At 36.9% G+C, this 17,708-nt stretch carries 13 protein-coding genes; 5 read left to right on the plus strand and 8 right to left on the minus strand.

Going from position 1 to position 17,708, the window contains the following annotated elements; genetic code table 11:
- Positions 1-158: 158 nt before the first annotated feature.
- The gene (locus tag C3K47_RS03700; protein ID WP_103787766.1) at positions 159-1,532 is read right to left on the minus strand and encodes a methyltransferase RsmF C-terminal domain-like protein; all 1,374 of its coding nucleotides are present in this window, start codon (positions 1,530-1,532) and stop codon (positions 159-161) included.
- 162 nt (positions 1,533-1,694) lie between these two features.
- Between C3K47_RS03700 and C3K47_RS03705 the strand changes: the two genes are divergently transcribed.
- Positions 1,695-2,177, plus strand: a complete 483-nt coding sequence (locus C3K47_RS03705) for an ABC transporter ATPase (RefSeq protein ID WP_103787767.1) — start codon at positions 1,695-1,697, stop codon at positions 2,175-2,177.
- A 237-nt stretch (positions 2,178-2,414) separates the two neighbouring features.
- Here C3K47_RS03705 and mtgA read toward each other — a convergent pair whose 3' ends face one another.
- The 5 genes from mtgA to rpsF all read right to left on the minus strand — a co-directional run bounded on the left by mtgA (position 2,415) and on the right by rpsF (position 6,611).
- Complete coding sequence (mtgA, locus tag C3K47_RS03710) at positions 2,415-3,101, minus strand: monofunctional biosynthetic peptidoglycan transglycosylase (RefSeq protein WP_103787768.1); 687 nt, start codon at positions 3,099-3,101, stop codon at positions 2,415-2,417.
- 60 nt (positions 3,102-3,161) lie between these two features.
- On the minus strand, positions 3,162-5,399 hold the full coding sequence (locus C3K47_RS03715; protein WP_103787769.1) for an FUSC family protein: 2,238 nt from the start codon (positions 5,397-5,399) through the stop codon (positions 3,162-3,164).
- A gap of 123 nt (positions 5,400-5,522) precedes the next feature.
- The gene (gene rplI, locus C3K47_RS03720; protein WP_103787770.1) at positions 5,523-5,966 is read right to left on the minus strand and encodes a 50S ribosomal protein L9; all 444 of its coding nucleotides are present in this window, start codon (positions 5,964-5,966) and stop codon (positions 5,523-5,525) included.
- A 13-nt stretch (positions 5,967-5,979) separates the two neighbouring features.
- A complete protein-coding gene (gene rpsR / locus C3K47_RS03725) occupies positions 5,980-6,243 on the minus strand; it encodes a 30S ribosomal protein S18 (RefSeq protein ID WP_103787771.1) in 264 nt (87 codons plus the stop codon).
- Positions 6,243-6,611, minus strand: coding sequence for a 30S ribosomal protein S6 (rpsF, locus tag C3K47_RS03730; RefSeq protein WP_103787772.1), 369 nt, complete (start codon positions 6,609-6,611; stop codon positions 6,243-6,245). The genes rpsR and rpsF overlap by 1 nt, the downstream gene beginning before the upstream one ends.
- A 357-nt stretch (positions 6,612-6,968) precedes the next feature.
- On the opposite strand from rpsF, the gene C3K47_RS03735 reads away from it, so the two are divergent.
- The 3 genes from C3K47_RS03735 to C3K47_RS03745 all read left to right on the plus strand — a co-directional run bounded on the left by C3K47_RS03735 (position 6,969) and on the right by C3K47_RS03745 (position 11,215).
- Positions 6,969-7,682, plus strand: a complete 714-nt coding sequence (locus C3K47_RS03735) for a hypothetical protein (protein WP_103787773.1) — start codon at positions 6,969-6,971, stop codon at positions 7,680-7,682.
- Between the two features lie 351 nt (positions 7,683-8,033).
- Positions 8,034-8,747, plus strand: a complete 714-nt coding sequence (locus C3K47_RS03740; RefSeq protein ID WP_103787774.1) for a hypothetical protein — start codon at positions 8,034-8,036, stop codon at positions 8,745-8,747.
- Between the two features lie 233 nt (positions 8,748-8,980).
- On the plus strand, positions 8,981-11,215 hold the full coding sequence (locus C3K47_RS03745) for a cation:proton antiporter domain-containing protein (RefSeq protein ID WP_103787775.1): 2,235 nt from the start codon (positions 8,981-8,983) through the stop codon (positions 11,213-11,215).
- 22 nt (positions 11,216-11,237) lie between these two features.
- Here the strand turns inward: C3K47_RS03745 and C3K47_RS03750 are convergent, their stop codons facing one another.
- The gene (locus C3K47_RS03750) at positions 11,238-12,431 is read right to left on the minus strand and encodes an acyltransferase family protein (RefSeq protein WP_103787776.1); all 1,194 of its coding nucleotides are present in this window, start codon (positions 12,429-12,431) and stop codon (positions 11,238-11,240) included.
- 224 nt (positions 12,432-12,655) lie between these two features.
- Between C3K47_RS03750 and C3K47_RS03755 the strand changes: the two genes are divergently transcribed.
- Positions 12,656-14,449 (plus strand): DNA polymerase III subunit gamma/tau, encoded by a 1,794-nt coding sequence (locus C3K47_RS03755; protein WP_103787777.1) that lies wholly within the window; start codon positions 12,656-12,658, stop codon positions 14,447-14,449.
- Here the strand turns inward: C3K47_RS03755 and C3K47_RS03760 are convergent.
- Positions 14,446-17,583: an AsmA family protein gene (locus C3K47_RS03760; RefSeq protein WP_103787778.1), complete on the minus strand. Its 3,138-nt coding sequence runs from the start codon at positions 17,581-17,583 to the stop codon at positions 14,446-14,448. The two genes, C3K47_RS03755 and C3K47_RS03760, sit on opposite strands and share 4 nt — an antisense overlap.
- Positions 17,584-17,708 lie beyond the last annotated feature (125 nt).

The following is a 17,708-nucleotide window of genomic DNA, read 5'->3' on the forward strand; positions in this document are numbered from 1 at the left end:
TTTAGAATAGGTACTCAAACCTGAGTACTGCTGCAATCAGTGTCCGTAGATTTGGTGAGGTCGTGATAGGCAGCTAATGTACAATGGCTTTTAGTTGTTTACAATACCTACAATCAGGTATTTTATCTGTTCAAACATTGGTTTGGCTGTGTCCTGTATTATTGCAGTTTGTCCATCGACAACCGGATTCTCCACTCCTTAGGATAATAATTATTAAAACGATGTCCTATTTTCTTTACCCATCCTAAACCAAGTCCTTCAAATTCGATCAGATTCCAGCCTTCTTTTCCATCTTTAAACACACAGTCATCCTTTCTCAAAAATTTAAGAGCTTCATTCTTATCAACCTTAATGATCGAGAAAAAAGTTTTATTTAACTCAACGGATAAGGCCAGCGGATGATCAGGCCTGAATTCTTTTTTGTTGAATGTCCCTATCGTTATGCCTGAACTGAACACATAAAGGTTCTCATAAATAAATTCAAACTCTCTGGCTTTAGCAATCGGAAAGGCAAGAATCTCCTCAGCTTTGGAATAGAATTTCCATTCTTCAGCGTTAACCAGAACCCCTTTAAATGCTTGCGTATGTTTATCCTCTATAGATAGCAAATCACTTTTCCCTCTTTTTTTAGGAAACTTAAACTCAATGTCATCCTTTGCCGCTTTCCTTACTACCGCCAGAAAGAAGCCCTCTCCTTCAGCATTGTGTGGATAAAAACGATAACCGGTAAACCCTGCATAGGCACTTTCTTTAACATTCCAGTTATCAGAAACATCCAGTTTTACATTTTCTGCTTCATATTGCTCACAAAGCCAGGCCAAGTTTGCTTCATTTTCCTCTCTACTAAAAGTGCAGGTACTATAAATCAATACACCTCCATCCTTTAATGAGGGCCAAATATCGGCCAATATCCGCCGCTGTCGAAGGGCACAATGTTGCACATTATCTTCTGACCATTCGTCAACCGCATTTACATTTTTACGAAACATCCCTTCTCCAGAACATGGAGCATCAACAACTATGCAATCGAAAAATGATTTTACTCCTTTAAACTCTTTGGGATCATTGTTGGTAACCACCACATTTCCATTACCCCATTTTTGAACATTTTCAGCCAGAATAGGCACTCGACTTTTAATCACCTCATTGCTTACCACCAGGCAATTATTGGAGAACATAGAAATAAGGTGAGTTGACTTCCCTCCTGGTGCGGCGCATAGGTCTAAAACATTTAATCCTTCACGATCAGGCAATGCCTGCATGACTGCTTGCTCCAGAAACATAGAACTTGCTTCCTGAACATAATATGCACCTGCATGTAATAATGGATCGGCTGTAAACAATGGTCGGCTTGGTAAATAATAGCCGGTTTGGGTCCATGGAATTGATTTATAAGCTATATCAAATGGATATTTTTGCTTATTGATTCTAATACTTACCGGTGATTCCGAACTTAAAGCATCAATGAATTTATCAAGTTCAGGTCCCAGAAATTCGGCCATTCTCAGTTTAAATGGTGGAGGTAGTTTCATATTCAAAGATAAGCCAATATTTAGAGGTCTACCCCTTTTAGTTAAGTAAATGTTAATTAAAACAGCTAAACAAAGAACCTCTCTACCTTCACCTTTCCCGTTTTACATTTAAAATCTTCTGACCAAAAGATAAGGAACTATTAAGATGATTATCTTTGCCTTATGAATAACTTCAATGATACTTCAAGGGTTTGGATCTATCAATCGAACCGCGAATTAAATACTCATGAAATAAGCCGTTTAGAAACCATTTTGGATCAGTTTACCACTGAATGGACCGCGCATGACAATTTATTAAAAGCTAAGTCTGAAATCCGTTATAACAGGTTTATCATTTTGATGGTGGATGAATCGCAATATGGAGCCAGCGGGTGTTCAATAGACAAATCGGTTCGATTAATGAAAGAAATTGAGCAGACGTTCGACATCAACTTATTCGATCGATTTAACATTGCATACAAAACCGGCGAGGAAGTTAAATCTGTTTCAAGAGACAATTTTGAAGAATTGCTTAAAGCCAAAAAATTGAATAACGAAACAATTGTTTTTAATAATCTGGTGGCTTCAAAAAAAGATTTTGAAACTAAATGGGAAGTTCAATTAAAAGACAGCTGGCATAACCAGGTCTTTTCATCAGTTTTATAAGTATTAATTTAAATAATACAGAATAAAGATCACCTGAATGGCAATAAACAGGATACTTACTAGAATATAATCCCTTTTGGTAAATTTTAAAGAATCCATGATGGCATGTTTATGTTTCTCAAGTATAAAGCAAAATAAAGCGGTTCAAAATACCTAGTAGTTGGTATTTTGTTTCTTTTATCAAAAAAAATGGCTCAAAGTTTATCACCTTGAGCCATTTTTTGACTATTTCCTTAATTATTCAAAATCAACCGGCCCTAAAATGCGCATAAAGCGCATTATTCGTTTAATTTTCTTTTTTACCTGAGGAGATGGCTTAGTAGGAGACCATTTCAAGGGGCTTGGCAAAATAGCTGCAATGGAAGCAGCTTCACGTTTACTCAAATCTAAAGCCGGTTTTTTATAATATGCATTTGCTGCGGCTTCGGCACCGTAAATACCGTCGCCCATTTCAATAACATTTAAATAAACCTCCATTATTCTCTTTTTCGACCAAAATACTTCAATTAAAAAAGTGAAATAAGCTTCAAAACCTTTGCGAATATAGGAGCGTCCTGACCAAAGGAAAACATTTTTTGCCACTTGCTGGGAGATCGTGCTTCCTCCTTTTATCTTCTTGCCTTTCTTTTTATCGTTATAAACCCAGGCTTTGCGCATGGCATCCCAATCAAACCCCATATGCTCCATAAATAATTGATCTTCTGAAGCAATTACAGCGCGTTTTAAATTAGGTGATATCTTGTCAAATGAAACCCAATCTTTTTCAAGTTTCATTTCCTTTCCATCAGCCCGTTGTTCAAAGCAACGCTGGGTCTGCAAAAAAGTAATGGGAATAGGAACGAAACGGTACACAATTACCCAAAGAATAGTAATAGCAAAAAACCAAAGTGTGGCTTTGCCAATAAATCGAAAAACTTTTAACATCGCAGGGCAAAAATAATAATTGGTACGTGGCTGTAAATAGTGAAGTTAAAATTGATAGAATTAGTTTTGCTCAATAGCCTGTAACTCTATATTTCCCGAAATATTACACATGGCCGCAATCTCATTAGTTATTTTATCAAGCTGTGAACGTATTAGATCCAAATCCATCAATTGCCGTTCTAACTCTTTTTGTATAATCTGATCATTGCCTGGATTATTTCCCCTGGTCTTATGCACTTTATTTTCGAGCTCTATAAAAAACCGTGTAAATGAATGGCGCACACAAATTAACTGATCATTTTCTATAGCTTCAGCCAAATCATCTAAAAGGGCAGTACACTCATCTATTAAATTATACGTAATCGAATAGTTAAACTCCTTGCTAATACCAGGCAAGATAGCGCCAAAGGAAGTGATCTCTCTCGTTAATTTTGCATTATAAAATGCCAAATCTTCGGCAAGCTTTAACCGATCTTTATTGGCTCCAGGTTCATATTTTATTCGCTTAAATGCATCCGCCATGTTTAGGTTCGAAACTTCGGCTTTACGACGCAAGCCTATTAACCGGCTATGAAAACCAGTTTTTTCTTTCAGCTCGAAACCCACCTGGGCAAGATAATTTTTATTGGATTTAATAGCCAGAGCAAGATATTTGCTCAATTTAACATGCTCCCATTTTGGCCATAATAAATAAGTAGCTCCAACAGCAATGATCCCTCCTATAATCGTATTCACCATTCGGTATAAACCAATGTGCCACTCGTACGGAAGATTCAGATCGATCATTGCCACCAATTCAATAGTTAAAAAGAAAACCGCGATAGCATAATTGCGAGACTGGAAATAAAAAAACAAAAACAAACAAACTGCAATTACAATAAATATTACATAGTGAAATTGAACAAAATGCATTAAAATGCTGGCAGCAAACACACCGCCCAAAGTTCCCAATACCCTATCCCAAGCCTTTAAACGGGTTGAACTAAAATCGGGTTGTAATACCACCATTATCGTAAGTGAAATCCAATATCCACGGGGAATTTCAAATGAGTAGAATAAAAATATCCCGAAGGTGGCAATAAGCGCCAAACGCAAACTATGCCGGAATAATTCCGATTCAGAAGTGAATTCAGAAAGGGTGTTCTTCCATTGCGAGCGAATGGAAACAACTGGTTGAAAATGTGTAATAAAGGAAAGTTGGCGACGCTTCTCATCAATCCGTTCAGCCCAGGTAAGTGCGGTTTGTAAGTAACCGATTGACGATTCGAACATATTGATCACTTTTAAAACTTCAACTTTATCATATAACGAAAGATTTGCGGCATCCAACCTTTTTCTTAAGATCACCACCATATTTTCGCACCGTTCAATCCTGATCTTAAGCAACTCCTCATCTTCTGTTGATCGCGACATTAAATAATGTCCCACGGTTGATGCGGCCAATTCCAAGGCTTGAAACGTATTTTTTAAAGTTGGAACAATAAAACCCAGTCGTTCATGCTTGCTAACTTCTTTCATTTCGTAGAAAAGCGCCATTGCCGTGGAACCAAATCGAGATCCAGCCCGAACCACTTTTAAAAGCTCCCTTCTAACCGAAACAATCTTCTTATCTCCCTTTCGCAAATAAGGCAAGAGCTCATTTATGGCAACTCGCAAATTGGTTTCCTGCTCATTAAGCTGTTTCTCTGCCTCATGCTCATCAATACCTGATAATTGAGGAACCATACCCATCATACTGGCAGAAACCGTCCATGGTTTTGAAATGGCTATATCATAAGGCAACTGTGGTTTTATAACCCATAAAACTATAACCCTTAACACTATTGCCCATGAGCCACCAATTAAAACGGCCATTGCCCTTTTTTCGGCTATTGCCAATGTATTTGGCCCAAATAAAGAAAGAAGAAAAAGAATAACTGCTAGTGTACCCAGTGTTAAGCCATGATCGCCAAGTCCTCTTGCCATTCCTGATAGGAATGCCACCATCAGCAAAAAAGCCATAGCAGCAAACATGTTTCCACCCGCTACAGTTCCTAAAAAAGAAGCGACGGCAACAGCAAGGGTTCCTAACACCATCACCCAAACACGTTGAGCAAACGAACCTGTAACCCGTGCCCATGAAATTAATTCGGCAGCCAATCCTCCATAAACACCAATATCACTATATCCGCTTAATTGGGCAACAACAAGAAAACTAACAAGGCTCACCATTGACACCAAAGCCCTGCTGATATCAGGATTTTGCTGTTCACGATGAATAAAAGTACGAGGATTGGTTATGTATGTTTTTAACAGCACAGAAAATTGTTTATTGATCTAAAATATCGCCTTAAATTAGGCAGAAGGGCAGAAAATAAAAAGCTGATAAAAGAAAAAGGCGCCTGTTTGCACAGGCGCCTTTTCAATGATCTATTTTTGAAATTATTCAGCGATAACTTCAAAAGGCACCTGAACTTTAACTTCTTTGTGTAAGTTAACGTTTGCAACGTACTCACCAACAAATTTAACGTCAGTTTCGAAAGTGATCTTACGACGATCAACTTCAAAGCCTAATTTTTTAATAGCTTCAGCAACTTGTAATGCATTTACAGCGCCAAAGATCTTACCGCTCTCACCAGCTTTAGCACCGATAGAAAGTTTCACATCTTTTAAGCCTTCAGCAATTGCTTCAGCATCTTTTTTCAATTTATCTTGCTTAAACGCAATTTGGCGTAAGTTTTCAGCCAAAATCTTGCGGTTGCTATCGTTAGCGATAACAGCAAAACCTTGAGGAATTAAGTAGTTACGTGCGTAACCAGGTTTTACCTTTACTACGTCGTCTTTTTCGCCTAGCGCTTTAACGTCTTGTTTTAAAATTACTTCCATTGTAGCGCCCTCCTTATTTTAAACCATCAGTTACATAAGGCAAAATAGCAATATGACGGGCACGTTTAATTGCCTGAGCTACTTTGCGTTGGTATTTTAACGAAGTACCAGTTAAACGACGTGGTAATACTTTACCTTGCTCGTTAATAAACTTTAACAAGAAAGTAGCGTCTTTGTAGTCGATGTATCTGATGCCATTTTTCTTGAAACGACAGTACTTTTTACGGTTATCCTCAACCTTTGGAGGAGTAACGTATGAAATGTTATTGTTAGCCATTATGCAACACCCTCCTCAGTTTTTCTAGCAGCTTTAGGAGCTAATTCTCCTTTGCGTTTACGCTCAGTATAAGCAGCAGCGTGTTTGTCTAACGCAACAGTTAAGAAACGCATTACGCGCTCATCACGTTTGTACTCCACTTCTAATTTGTTAATCAACTCGCCTGAAGCCTTAAACTCAGTTACTGTGTAGTAACCTGTAGTTTTTTTCTGGATTGGGTAAGCCAGTTTTTTCAAACCCCAATTGTCTTCATGGACAATCTCGGCTCCGTTATCAGTCAGGATTTTCCTGAATTTGGCAACAACTTCTTTCGAAGCTTCTTCTGATAACAACGGGGTTAGAACGATTACGGTTTCGTAATTCTTCATCTGTTGTAAATAATTAATTAAAAATTTGCCCTTTTAAGGGGCTGCAAATGTAGACATTTTATTTTGATTATCAATCAATTCCTTTAAAAAGGCTCCAATTCTGTTAAATCCTGGTTCTTAAACAATTGCGTAAATAGTTTTAAACATTTTCTTAAGCAGATGCAACATTTCTTAATCCTGAAAAGTCTTTACAACAAATTGATTAACAGCACAATAACAACAAACCATGGTAATACTGAAGTTACAGCACAATAATAGCCATGTTACAAAAAATACACTACTAGGTGTAACATAGTAGTGTAACTTAGAGTCATACCTACCAACTAAATGATTTGATAACTAAAAACTTAACACAATATGAAAACGCTCGCAAAAACCATCACTGTTGTTAGCATCGCTACCCTTACTGCAGTTGGTACTACCAAGTTAGACCTAAACACTTATGCAGGCAGCGCTGAAAAAAACAACAAAACTTCAATAGATATTTATTTTCCACAAGAAGAATTCTTACTTAACAAAACTCAGTACTTAAACGAAGTAACTGTTCATGCATATTCAAGCAACAGAATAAATTCACTTATAGAGTTTAAACCCGACTTAACCTTAGACGTTGACGTTACTGCGTTAGTAACTGCTGAAAGCTTAAGCAAACAGATCAAGTTCGCCCCTATGCAACCTGTTGTTGAGACTGAACCAGTTGCAGGAGAAGAAGCCTATTTAACAGAATTGATCCGATTTAAACCTACAGAAAATGAAGTTTCGGATTTGGAATTGAACGCATTGATACAATTTGTACCAGATGAAATTGATTCAAATCCAGTGACAGAACCTTTGTCAATTGATCAATTAGTGAAATTTACTCCTTCAATTTTAAACAATGAGACTATTGTTGAGCCGATGAGTGCACTTGATGAACTGATAAAATTTACTCCAAGCACAGCTTTATATCAAGGTGAAATTGTTGAACCGCAAAGCATTTCTGATTTGGTAAAATTCCAACCTTCAAACTGGGAGAATGAATTGGTAGAAGAACCTGTTACTGATTGTAACACCGAACTGGTAAATAAGTAACAAAGGTATTAGCGGCAACTCATATTGTATAAGGAGGCACGAAATTAACGTACCTCCTTTTTTAATGACTAAAGTTCATTCAATTCCTTTTCTTCTGAATTGACCTACTCCATTTCCCTCCCAAGCTCAAAATCTATAATTTCTTTAAAGGCCATGCAACATTCAAAGGCTCACCTTGTCATTTTAACAAATTGACAAACAACGTATTAAACAACAATACACAGTAATATGTAAGTTACAGCACAATAATAGCCATGTTACAAAAAATATAGTACTATGTGTAACCCACTAGTGTAACTTAGCGTCATAGATATCAACAAAATGATTTGATAACTAAAAACTAAACATAATATGAAAACGCTCGTAAAAACCATCACTGTTGTTAGCATTGCTACCCTTACTGCAGTTGGTACTACCAAGTTAAACCTGAACACTTATTCGGGCAGCGAGGAAAAAAACAGTAAAACTTCAATAGATATTTATTATCCACAGGAAGAAAGCTTACTTAACAAAACTCAATACTTAAACGAGGTAACCGTTCATGCTTATTCAAGCACCAGAATGAATTCACTTGTAGAGTTTAAACCTGACTTAACCTTAGATGTTGATGTTACAGCATTAGCAACAGCTGAAAGATTAAGCAAACAGATCAGGTTCGCTCCTATGCAACCTGTAGTTGAGACTGAACCTATTGCAGCTGAAGAAGCTTATTTAGCAGAACTGATCAGATTTAAACCTACAGAAATTGAAGTTTCAGATTTGGAATTGAATGCATTGATACAATTTGTACCAGATGAAATTGATTCAAACCCAATAACAGAACCTGTGTCAATTGATCAATTAGTGAAATTTACTCCTTCTAGTTTAAACAATGAAACTATTGTTGAGCCGATAAGTAAACTTGATGAACTGATTAAATTTACTCCTTGTACTGCTTTATACGAAAGTGAAATCATTGAACCACAAAGCATTAATGACATGGTAAAATTCCAACCTTTAAACTGGGAGAATGAATTGGTAGAAGAACCCGTTACTGATTGTAACAGCGAGCTAGTTATAAAGTAATATATATAAAATTTGGTAACCCTTATTTTACAAGGAGGTAGGAAGACAGTTCTACCTCCTTGTTTTTTAGGCACTAACGCTAACTTTCCCTTTCCTCACCTATCGTCCGCTTTCAATACAATAAAATATCTTTTACCTGAAGGTGTTATATTTATAAAATCAGAGTTGCCCTGGCCGCTCCGAAAACTTAATCCTGCTAAAGCAGTATAATTCTTTCACTTTAAAACAGGCCGATGATTCACTTACCACATTTAATTACCGACCTCACCTTAATACTGGCTTCTGCCGGAGTAACTCTTTTAATCTTTAAAAAATTAAAACAACCTGTGGTATTGGGGTATTTAATTACAGGTCTTTTAATAGGCCCAAATTTTACCCTTTTCCCTACCGTTACCGAAATTGACAGCATTAAAATATGGGCGGAGATAGGGGTAATCTTCCTTCTATTTAGCCTTGGACTTGAATTTAGCTTTAAAAAACTGATCAAAGTTGGCGGCAGTGCATCAATAACTGCAATAACAGAAGTTATTTCAATGCTGGCCATTGGTTATATTACAGGGCTGGTGATGGGCTGGAACCAGATGGACAGTATTTTTTTAGGGGGCATTTTATCGATCTCGTCCACCACTATTATTATCCGGGCATTTGAAGAACTGGGAGTAAAGAACAAGAAATTTGCATCATTGGTTTTCGGAGTACTAATTGTGGAGGACCTGGTGGCCATTTTGTTACTGGTATTGCTTTCCACATTAGCTGTTAGCCAGCAGTTTGCAGGAGACCAAATGCTGATCTCGGTACTAAAGCTCGTTTTCTTTCTTTCTATTTGGTTTTTAGGAGGAATTTTTTTGATCCCAACTCTTCTTAAAAAAGCGAAGCGTTTGATGAACGAAGAAATGTTGCTTGTTATTTCGCTGGCCTTATGCTTACTGATGGTATCACTGGCAACAGTAGCCGGCTTTTCTCCTGCCCTCGGCGCCTTTGTCATGGGAGCCATACTTGCCGAAACAACTTCCGCCGAAAAAATTGAACATCTCGTAAAACCAGTTAAAGATTTATTCGGAGCCATTTTTTTTGTTTCAGTAGGGATGTTGATCGATCCAATAGTTTTGGTTGAATATTGGGCCCCCGTTTTAATCATTACTGCAGTAACTATTGTTGGAAAGACATTAAGTTCAGGTTTAGGGGCACTTTTATCCGGCGAAACCTTAAAACATTCATTACAAACAGGAATGAGTCTGGCACAAATTGGAGAGTTTTCATTTATAATTGCCACCCTGGGATTAAGCTTGAACGTAACAAGCGAATTTCTCTATCCAATTGCAGTTGCTGTTTCGGCCCTAACAACATTTACCACACCTTATTTCATCAATCTGGCAGAACCTACCTATAATTTCATTTACAAGTTACTTCCTGAAAACGCTCAAAATGCATTATTAAGATACAGTTCAGGCTCTCAAAATGTATCTGAAACCAATAACTGGAAAGAATTTCTCAAAATTTACCTTTCTACTATAATTACCAACTCTATAATAATTGCAGGGATTTTATTTACAGTAAAATACCTGACCCCAAAAATCAAAGAACATTTTATCCTAAATAATTTTGAACAACTGGCCATTATAATTTTGGCGTTTGCGCTAATGAGTCCGTTTCTTTGGGCTCTTTCTGCAAAAAAGATCCAGGGTACGGCATATAAACAATTATGGTTCGACACCAAATACAACCGTGGACCATTAATTAGTTTGGAAGTATTGAGAATTTTATTGTCGGTACTATTTATTGGCGCATTGATCGGCCAGTTTTTCTCTGTAACAATTGCAATTATTGCAGCCATTTTGATATCACTGATTAGTTTTATAATTTTTTCAAATCGGCTACAATCTTTTTATGGGAAACTAGAATCCCGATTTCTGAACAATTTAAATGCACGAGAAATTAAAGAAGCGGCTCAAAGAATGGATGAACTAATGCCATGGGATGCTCACCTTGCTTCTTTTACGGTTAATCCTGAATCAGAAGCCGTTGGTAAAACCTTAATTGAACTATCGTTAAGAGAAAAATTTGGAATTAATGTAGCTGTTATAGAGCGCGGTACTAAGAAGATTAAAATTCCTGGTAAGGAAGAATACATCTATCCCTACGACAGAATTGCGGTAGTTGGTACTGATGAGCAGTTAAAAAACTTTGAACAATTCATTACATCAATTCCGGTTGACAATGCAGAAACCAATGGCAGCAATAGCGAAATTTCACTTCAAAAAATTACAGTAAATGCAAGTTCGCCATTATTGGGCAAAACCATTAAAGGTTCAAAAATAAGGGAAAAAGCCATGGCCCTTATTGTTGGTATTGAACGAAATAATCAAAGAATATTAAATCCTGAAAGTTCGTTTCAGTTTGAAAAAGGAGACATTTTGTGGGTAGCAGGCGAGAAAAAGCTCATCCATTCAGTTGTAAATGAATTATAAACGGCGCTTCGATAGATCAAACTCATTCACCTTTATCTCCCATATCACGCTGGGGAACAGAATCAGGCTTTATTGTAATCAAAGTAACTTCAGGTTTATAATTCATATCTCTTAAATCGGTTGCTGGTTTTTCGAAATATTTATAAAGCAAATAAGATAAACCAATGGTTAGTGTCCAATAAATTAAATAGCAGAATAATCCTGTAAATGCCCCCAATTCATTATTTCCTACAAAAGCTTTTATACTATTAGATATTAGTGAATTATGAATAAGGTACATTGAATAGGAGATTGTACTTATAAAAGTTACGACCTTTAATAAGATCGCATTTTTAATATCTACGAAACATAAAAGTGGCAAAATCAATAAGGCTCCTAAGCTATATATCAAGGGATAGATCACGTAGAAAAAGAAGGTATCTGCGTGTTGATTATGTAAATAAAAAAGAAAGCTAAAACTCAAACATCCAATCCCAATAGCAAAAGCCCAATAACGAAGTCGTTTCCAAAGATTAGCCTTGAAATAATTGAAATAAGCTCCAACAAAACCAATAAATATCGAATCCAAGCGGAAGATCATTACCTGACGTATTGAATCATTCCAATCTACTTCCGAAGTATGAAAAAAAACAAAGTAAATTGCCCTTACCGAAATGACCAAAAAGATCAACAAGCCGGTGGCTATTAGAAAGATAAGCTTCTTTGAAAAATATTTTAGAAGGGCTGATAAAATCACTAAGGACAATGGCGCACATAAATAGGCGAATTCCTCAACTGACAGGCTCCATGAATCATAAAAAAAACCGGAATTAACGTGGGCGGAAAAATTCTGTATAAAGAAAAAATAAGTCCACAAATGATCCGGTAATGTTATTCTGAAAATATATACGGTAAACAGAATATTTAAAATTAAAACCAGGTAATAATTGGGTAATGTCCTGAACCATCTACGACTCCAAAAGTTTTTAACTTCTGCAAAGCCAAAATCGTCAGTTTTAATAAATACCTTTAGGAGAATACTTCCAATGAGAAAACCACTTAACACAAAAAACAATTCTACACCCATATAACCGAATGCCCCATTAAACAATGTTCTTATGGGCTTAGGACAACCATCCAACATCCATCTTCCATGTCCCAATACAACTAATAGAATAGCATTTGTGCGTAGTAAGTCAAGGCCGACAATTCGGTGACTGGTAGAATTAATAGACATTCAGAGTGTAAATTTTAATCGATTTGAGCAATTTTTCACCTTTAATAACACTTAACAGGTCAATTATTTGTTACAAAAGGTTACCTTAAAATAATAAATAAATATTTAATCCAAATAAATTAGGAAAAATAATTGTTTGAACATTAAAAGAGTTCTGACATTATACTGTAACACCTTTAAACAACGCTTGCACTTGGCTTAAACAATTTCTATTTTCGTTGCGGATGGAAAATTTCATTGTATCAGCGCGAAAATACAGACCCGACAAATTCAACAGTGTTGTGGGTCAGGCACATATAACCAATACGCTGAAGAACGCGATAAAGACGGGACAGTTAGCTCAGGCATTCTTGTTCTGCGGTCCGCGTGGCGTTGGTAAAACTACTTGTGCTCGTGTGCTGGCCAAAACCATCAACTGCCAAACTCCAACGGCTGATTTTGAAGCCTGTGGCGAATGTGAATCATGTCTTTCGTTTAAAAACGGAAGTTCAATGAATATTCATGAATTGGACGCCGCTTCTAACAATTCCGTTGATGATATCCGGAGTTTGGTAGAGCAGGTTCGATACGCTCCTCAAGCCGGCAAATACAAGATCTATATCATCGACGAGGTTCACATGCTTTCTGCAAGTGCATTTAATGCATTTCTGAAAACGTTGGAAGAGCCACCATCGTACGCCATTTTTATTTTAGCTACCACTGAAAAGCATAAAATCTTACCTACCATTTTATCCCGTTGTCAAATTTTTGACTTTAACAGGATAAAGGTTGATGATATTGCCCATCACCTGGAGTACATTGCTAAAACCGAAAACATCAGCTTCGAACCTGATGCATTACATATTATTGCTCAAAAAGCTGATGGCGCTCTACGCGATGCTTGTTCGATGTTCGATCAGATCACCTCATTTTCGCAAGGAAATATTACCTATAGATCTGCAATCGACAATCTGAACATTCTTGATTATGACTATTATTTCAGGGTTACCGAGGCTTTATTAAACGAAAACATTTCTGAAAGCCTGCTGATCTTTGATGAGATTTTGGACAAAGGATTCGATGGCAATAATTTCATCAATGGATTATGTAGCCATTTCCGTGATCTGCTAGTTTGCAAAGACACCGCTACTGTTAAGTTATTGGAGGTAAGTGAGGGAATTCGGAAGAAATATCTCGAGCAATCTCAAAAAGCGCCTGTTTCATTTTTACTTTCAGGATTAAGCATTGGTAATCAGGCAGATTTAAATTATAAAGGCAGTAAAAACCAACGTTTACAGGTGGAATTGGCTTTAATGAAAATGTGCCATATCAGGGCGGCATTAAACGTATCGAATGGTCAACTTCCGCAATCGGAGGTAAAAAAAAAACCTGATACCGTAACAACAACGCCGTCACAAACTACTCCTCCTGTAACAACAACTTCACCGGTGGTTAAAAACGAACCGGTAGTAGCTAAGGCTGATCCCGCTCCTCCTGTGGCTCCAAAGGCAGCTACTGCTGCTGTTCCTAAGGCTACCGTATCAGCGGCAATTCCTTCACTCAAAATTCCTTCCATTAAAAATCTTGGAAGCAATACAACACAACCTGAAGAGGACGAAAGAAAAGAAAACGCTATTGTTGAAACGGTTGAAATAAAAGTAAATCAACCTTTTACCGAAGATCAGCTTTTACGTTATTGGAATGAATTTGCGGAAATTGCGGCTGGAGAATCGAAAATTGGTTTGCATACCGTGATGACAGTGAACAGTCCTAAACTTCGACCTGATTATACAATCGAAGTAATTGTGATCGATAAATATCAAACCGATATTGTACAGTCGGAGCAAATACAGGTTCTGCGTTTCCTAAAAAATAAGCTTCAAAATAATACCATAAAAATTGAAGCGGTTATTGGAGAAGGTCCCGAACAAGCAAAGAAAACACTTTATACCTCTACCGATAAGTTTAAATACCTGGCCGAAAAAAACCCAAACTTACTTGAGCTTAGAAGGAGGCTTGATCTTGAGATTGATTTTTAGTGTTTGATTGAATCCTGAACTGCTTCATCGTCTTTATCTTCAGTTTCCATCTCTTTCTCATCCTTAGTTTCTTTCCCCATTTTCACCAAAGGATTATCGCGCGTTCCGGTTATGGTCATTGGTATGCCGATAATGCCAAAAGGCGGCAACCCCAATCTGAATTTCAAATTCAAGCGTCCGTCAAACGTGGTTTGTCCTTCAATTTTTGGACGAAAACCAGCAATCTTAAACCTTGTTTTTTCAATATTGATCACATTGTTCTTAATCGAGGTTTTAATTTTCACTCCCTTAAGATTTGGATTATTCACCTCCTCTTTACCGGTGCTTTTACTTACTGCAGTAAGCATTTTCAAGCCTGCTATTTTAACATCTTTAATCGATAACACTCCGGATCCTACCAATGATGGATAAACAGGCATCATATCAGCGTTCAACCGACCTTTTAAATCATAGTTTAATGAAACCACACCCTTTGCCTTTGCCGCCGCCGGTGCCAAATCATGGAAAATTTTTATTTCCTTATAAGCCCGTTGCACATCAAAGTCCTTAGCGTTGATCTTATAACTAAAATATGCTTTCCGTGGATTTTCACTTTCGTAGGTTGCATCCATCACCACTTTACAGCCAATCAAATTAAACCCTGTTTGATTTAAACCAATTTGACCATTGCTTAGAGTCATTTGCCCTTTACAACTATCCAACTGCAGGGCTTCATATTTAACACGCTTGGCAAATGCATTAAAGGTCATCTCCAAATTTTTGGGTACCATAATAACTCCGCTTTCACCGGCCGCAACCGCTGTAGTATCTCCTGAATAAGCCATGAACTCATCGACTACCAGAAAGTTCGATCGCAGATCAAAAACACCTTTCAAAAGGTCGTTCTTCAATGCATAATTAATAACATTACTGAGGTATCCATCCAATTCAAAATCTGATTGCCCATACAAAGCCTTAAACTTATCGAACTGCAGCTTGTCGTTTTTAAAACTAAAAACTCCTGTTTCCAAAACGAGCGGCTTAGGGAACAACTCTGAAACGAAATTAATATTATAGAGTTTCAAGGTTCCTGAGTTATTTAATCGGCTATAATTGCCCTTCATGGCATCGCTTTGCCGGCCACGCAAAGCAAGGTTGGCATCAATTTTACCATTAACATTTAAGCCTTTGTAAGAAAACACCTTGTATATGCGACCAATATCAATCTGGCCATTCGCTTTTATATCATAGAGTAGATCATCAAAATTTGCCAGGTCGGCATTTAAACTAAAAGGTGTTCCCTCAAATTTGAATGTTAATGGCTGTATCGAAACCTTTAGATCTTTTAAGGTTCCATCAGTATTAGTTGCCGTTGACCGAACCTCAATATTTTCAATAGGATTTGGATAGTATTTAGTTTTAATACGTCCATTCATTAATGAAATCGTTGCCTGTGTATGAGGAAACTGGTGTTGGTCAGGATCATATTTACCTTTTGTAAGCACATCCATATTTAGCATTCCCCGGATATCAACACTGTCGACCGGATACACCTGCTTTATATCAGCAAGATTAAAATTTGCTTTCAGATCGGCTTCCATTGGAAAGCCCTTGGCTCCATTTATCTTCAAAAAGCCTTTTATATAATTTTTTAGAATGTTTGCATTTAGATTCTCAATGGCAATATTGGCATTTTTAATATTATTGTCGGGACAGCTCCCATTTATTGCAAAGCTGATATTGTTGATGGACTGCGGTAGCGAAGCATATTTAAAATAGCCATTTGTTAACGACGACCTTAATGTGAATTTAGGTATGGAAAGAATAACTGTATCATGTCGTATCGAATTAGGATCGAGACCTGCAAGGTATTTTCCTTCCGCTAGCAGGTGCAGATTATAACGTCCTCTTACCGCAAAATCACTAATACCATAAGCTTTTTGCCATTTTTCAAGATCTATATCTGAATTAATATTGACATACAGAACGGGCTGATAAATTCCTTTTATTCTGATGATCGAACTAAAATAATCTTTATCAATATTGAAAAACAGAGAATCAATTTTTAAGTAGGTGCTGTCGAAATTCAAAGAAGGCAATTTAATATCCATATTCAGAAACAGATTTTTAACCGGAGACGGAACCTGCTGATTGGCAATTAGTCCATTCCTGATTTTCATGTTGACATTAAAATCAGGCATTATATTTTTTTCAGAAATGTATTTTCCAATCAAACTTGCTGTAACATCCGTTGAACCTTCAACCTTTGTTTTTTCAAGCCATTTTTGGTACTCCGGCGGGAAGGTTGTAAAAAAATCATGAAGGTTGGCATCCTTGGTACTTAACTTAAAGTCCATATCATAACCCACATCTAAAAACTCAAAGCGTCCGTTAAATTGCACAGGCAACTTGTTTATCTTCAAATCATTTCGTTGAAACAATAAGGCTAAGGAGTTGGTATTTATTTGCGTTATTAAATTGGCATTAACCTCTTTGCTCAAAAAATACGGTACACCGTCAAAATAAAAATCCAATGAATCAATTTGCGCCTTGGTATACAGGTCGAAAATATCCTTGCTTAAATCGCCTTTCCCATCGTAGTTAAACCCTTTTGCATCCAGCACCATAGGCAGCGAACGATCATTATAATACAGATGGCTATTGGTAATTAATATCTGTTCAATTTTCAATGACATGCTGCTGCTATCAGCTACCTTATTTTCGTTTTTATCCTCAGCCGGAACATATACATTATAATTGGCTTCGCCCTTTTCGTTAAATAAAATATTTATCTGGGCACTGGCAAGAAAGATCTGGTCTACCTTTATGCTTTCCTCAAAAACACTTTGAAGGTTAATCCCAAGGGAAATCTCCTTAGCTCCAACAAGGGTTTCTTTGGTATATGGAGAAGAGCCTTTTAAGTTAAAATCATAAAGAGTGAGCGTTAAGGCGGGAAAATGTTTAAAAAAGGAAAGGCCAACATCTGAATAGGTTAATTCGCCTTTGAGGTTCTTAGCCGACCAGGTTTTTATTTTTGCAGACACTCCGTCTTTTAAAAAGAAGGGTGTAATAAGCAGTATTAACAGAATGCAGGCAAAAGCAATTCCGGCGACTTTGAGTATTTTAATAAGAACAGAGCGAAGTGTAGGATTCATTTAAAGATGAATGAGCGTAAATAAATAAATGCAACTAGCTAATTACAAGCATTGTACCACTATTAAATTTACAAAAATAAAAGCCATTAAACAGCTGTTTAATGGCCTTTGATATTAATTACAGA

It is taken from the genome of Solitalea longa (genome assembly GCF_002920915.1).
Lineage (GTDB): Bacteria > Bacteroidota > Bacteroidia > Sphingobacteriales > Sphingobacteriaceae > Solitalea > Solitalea longa.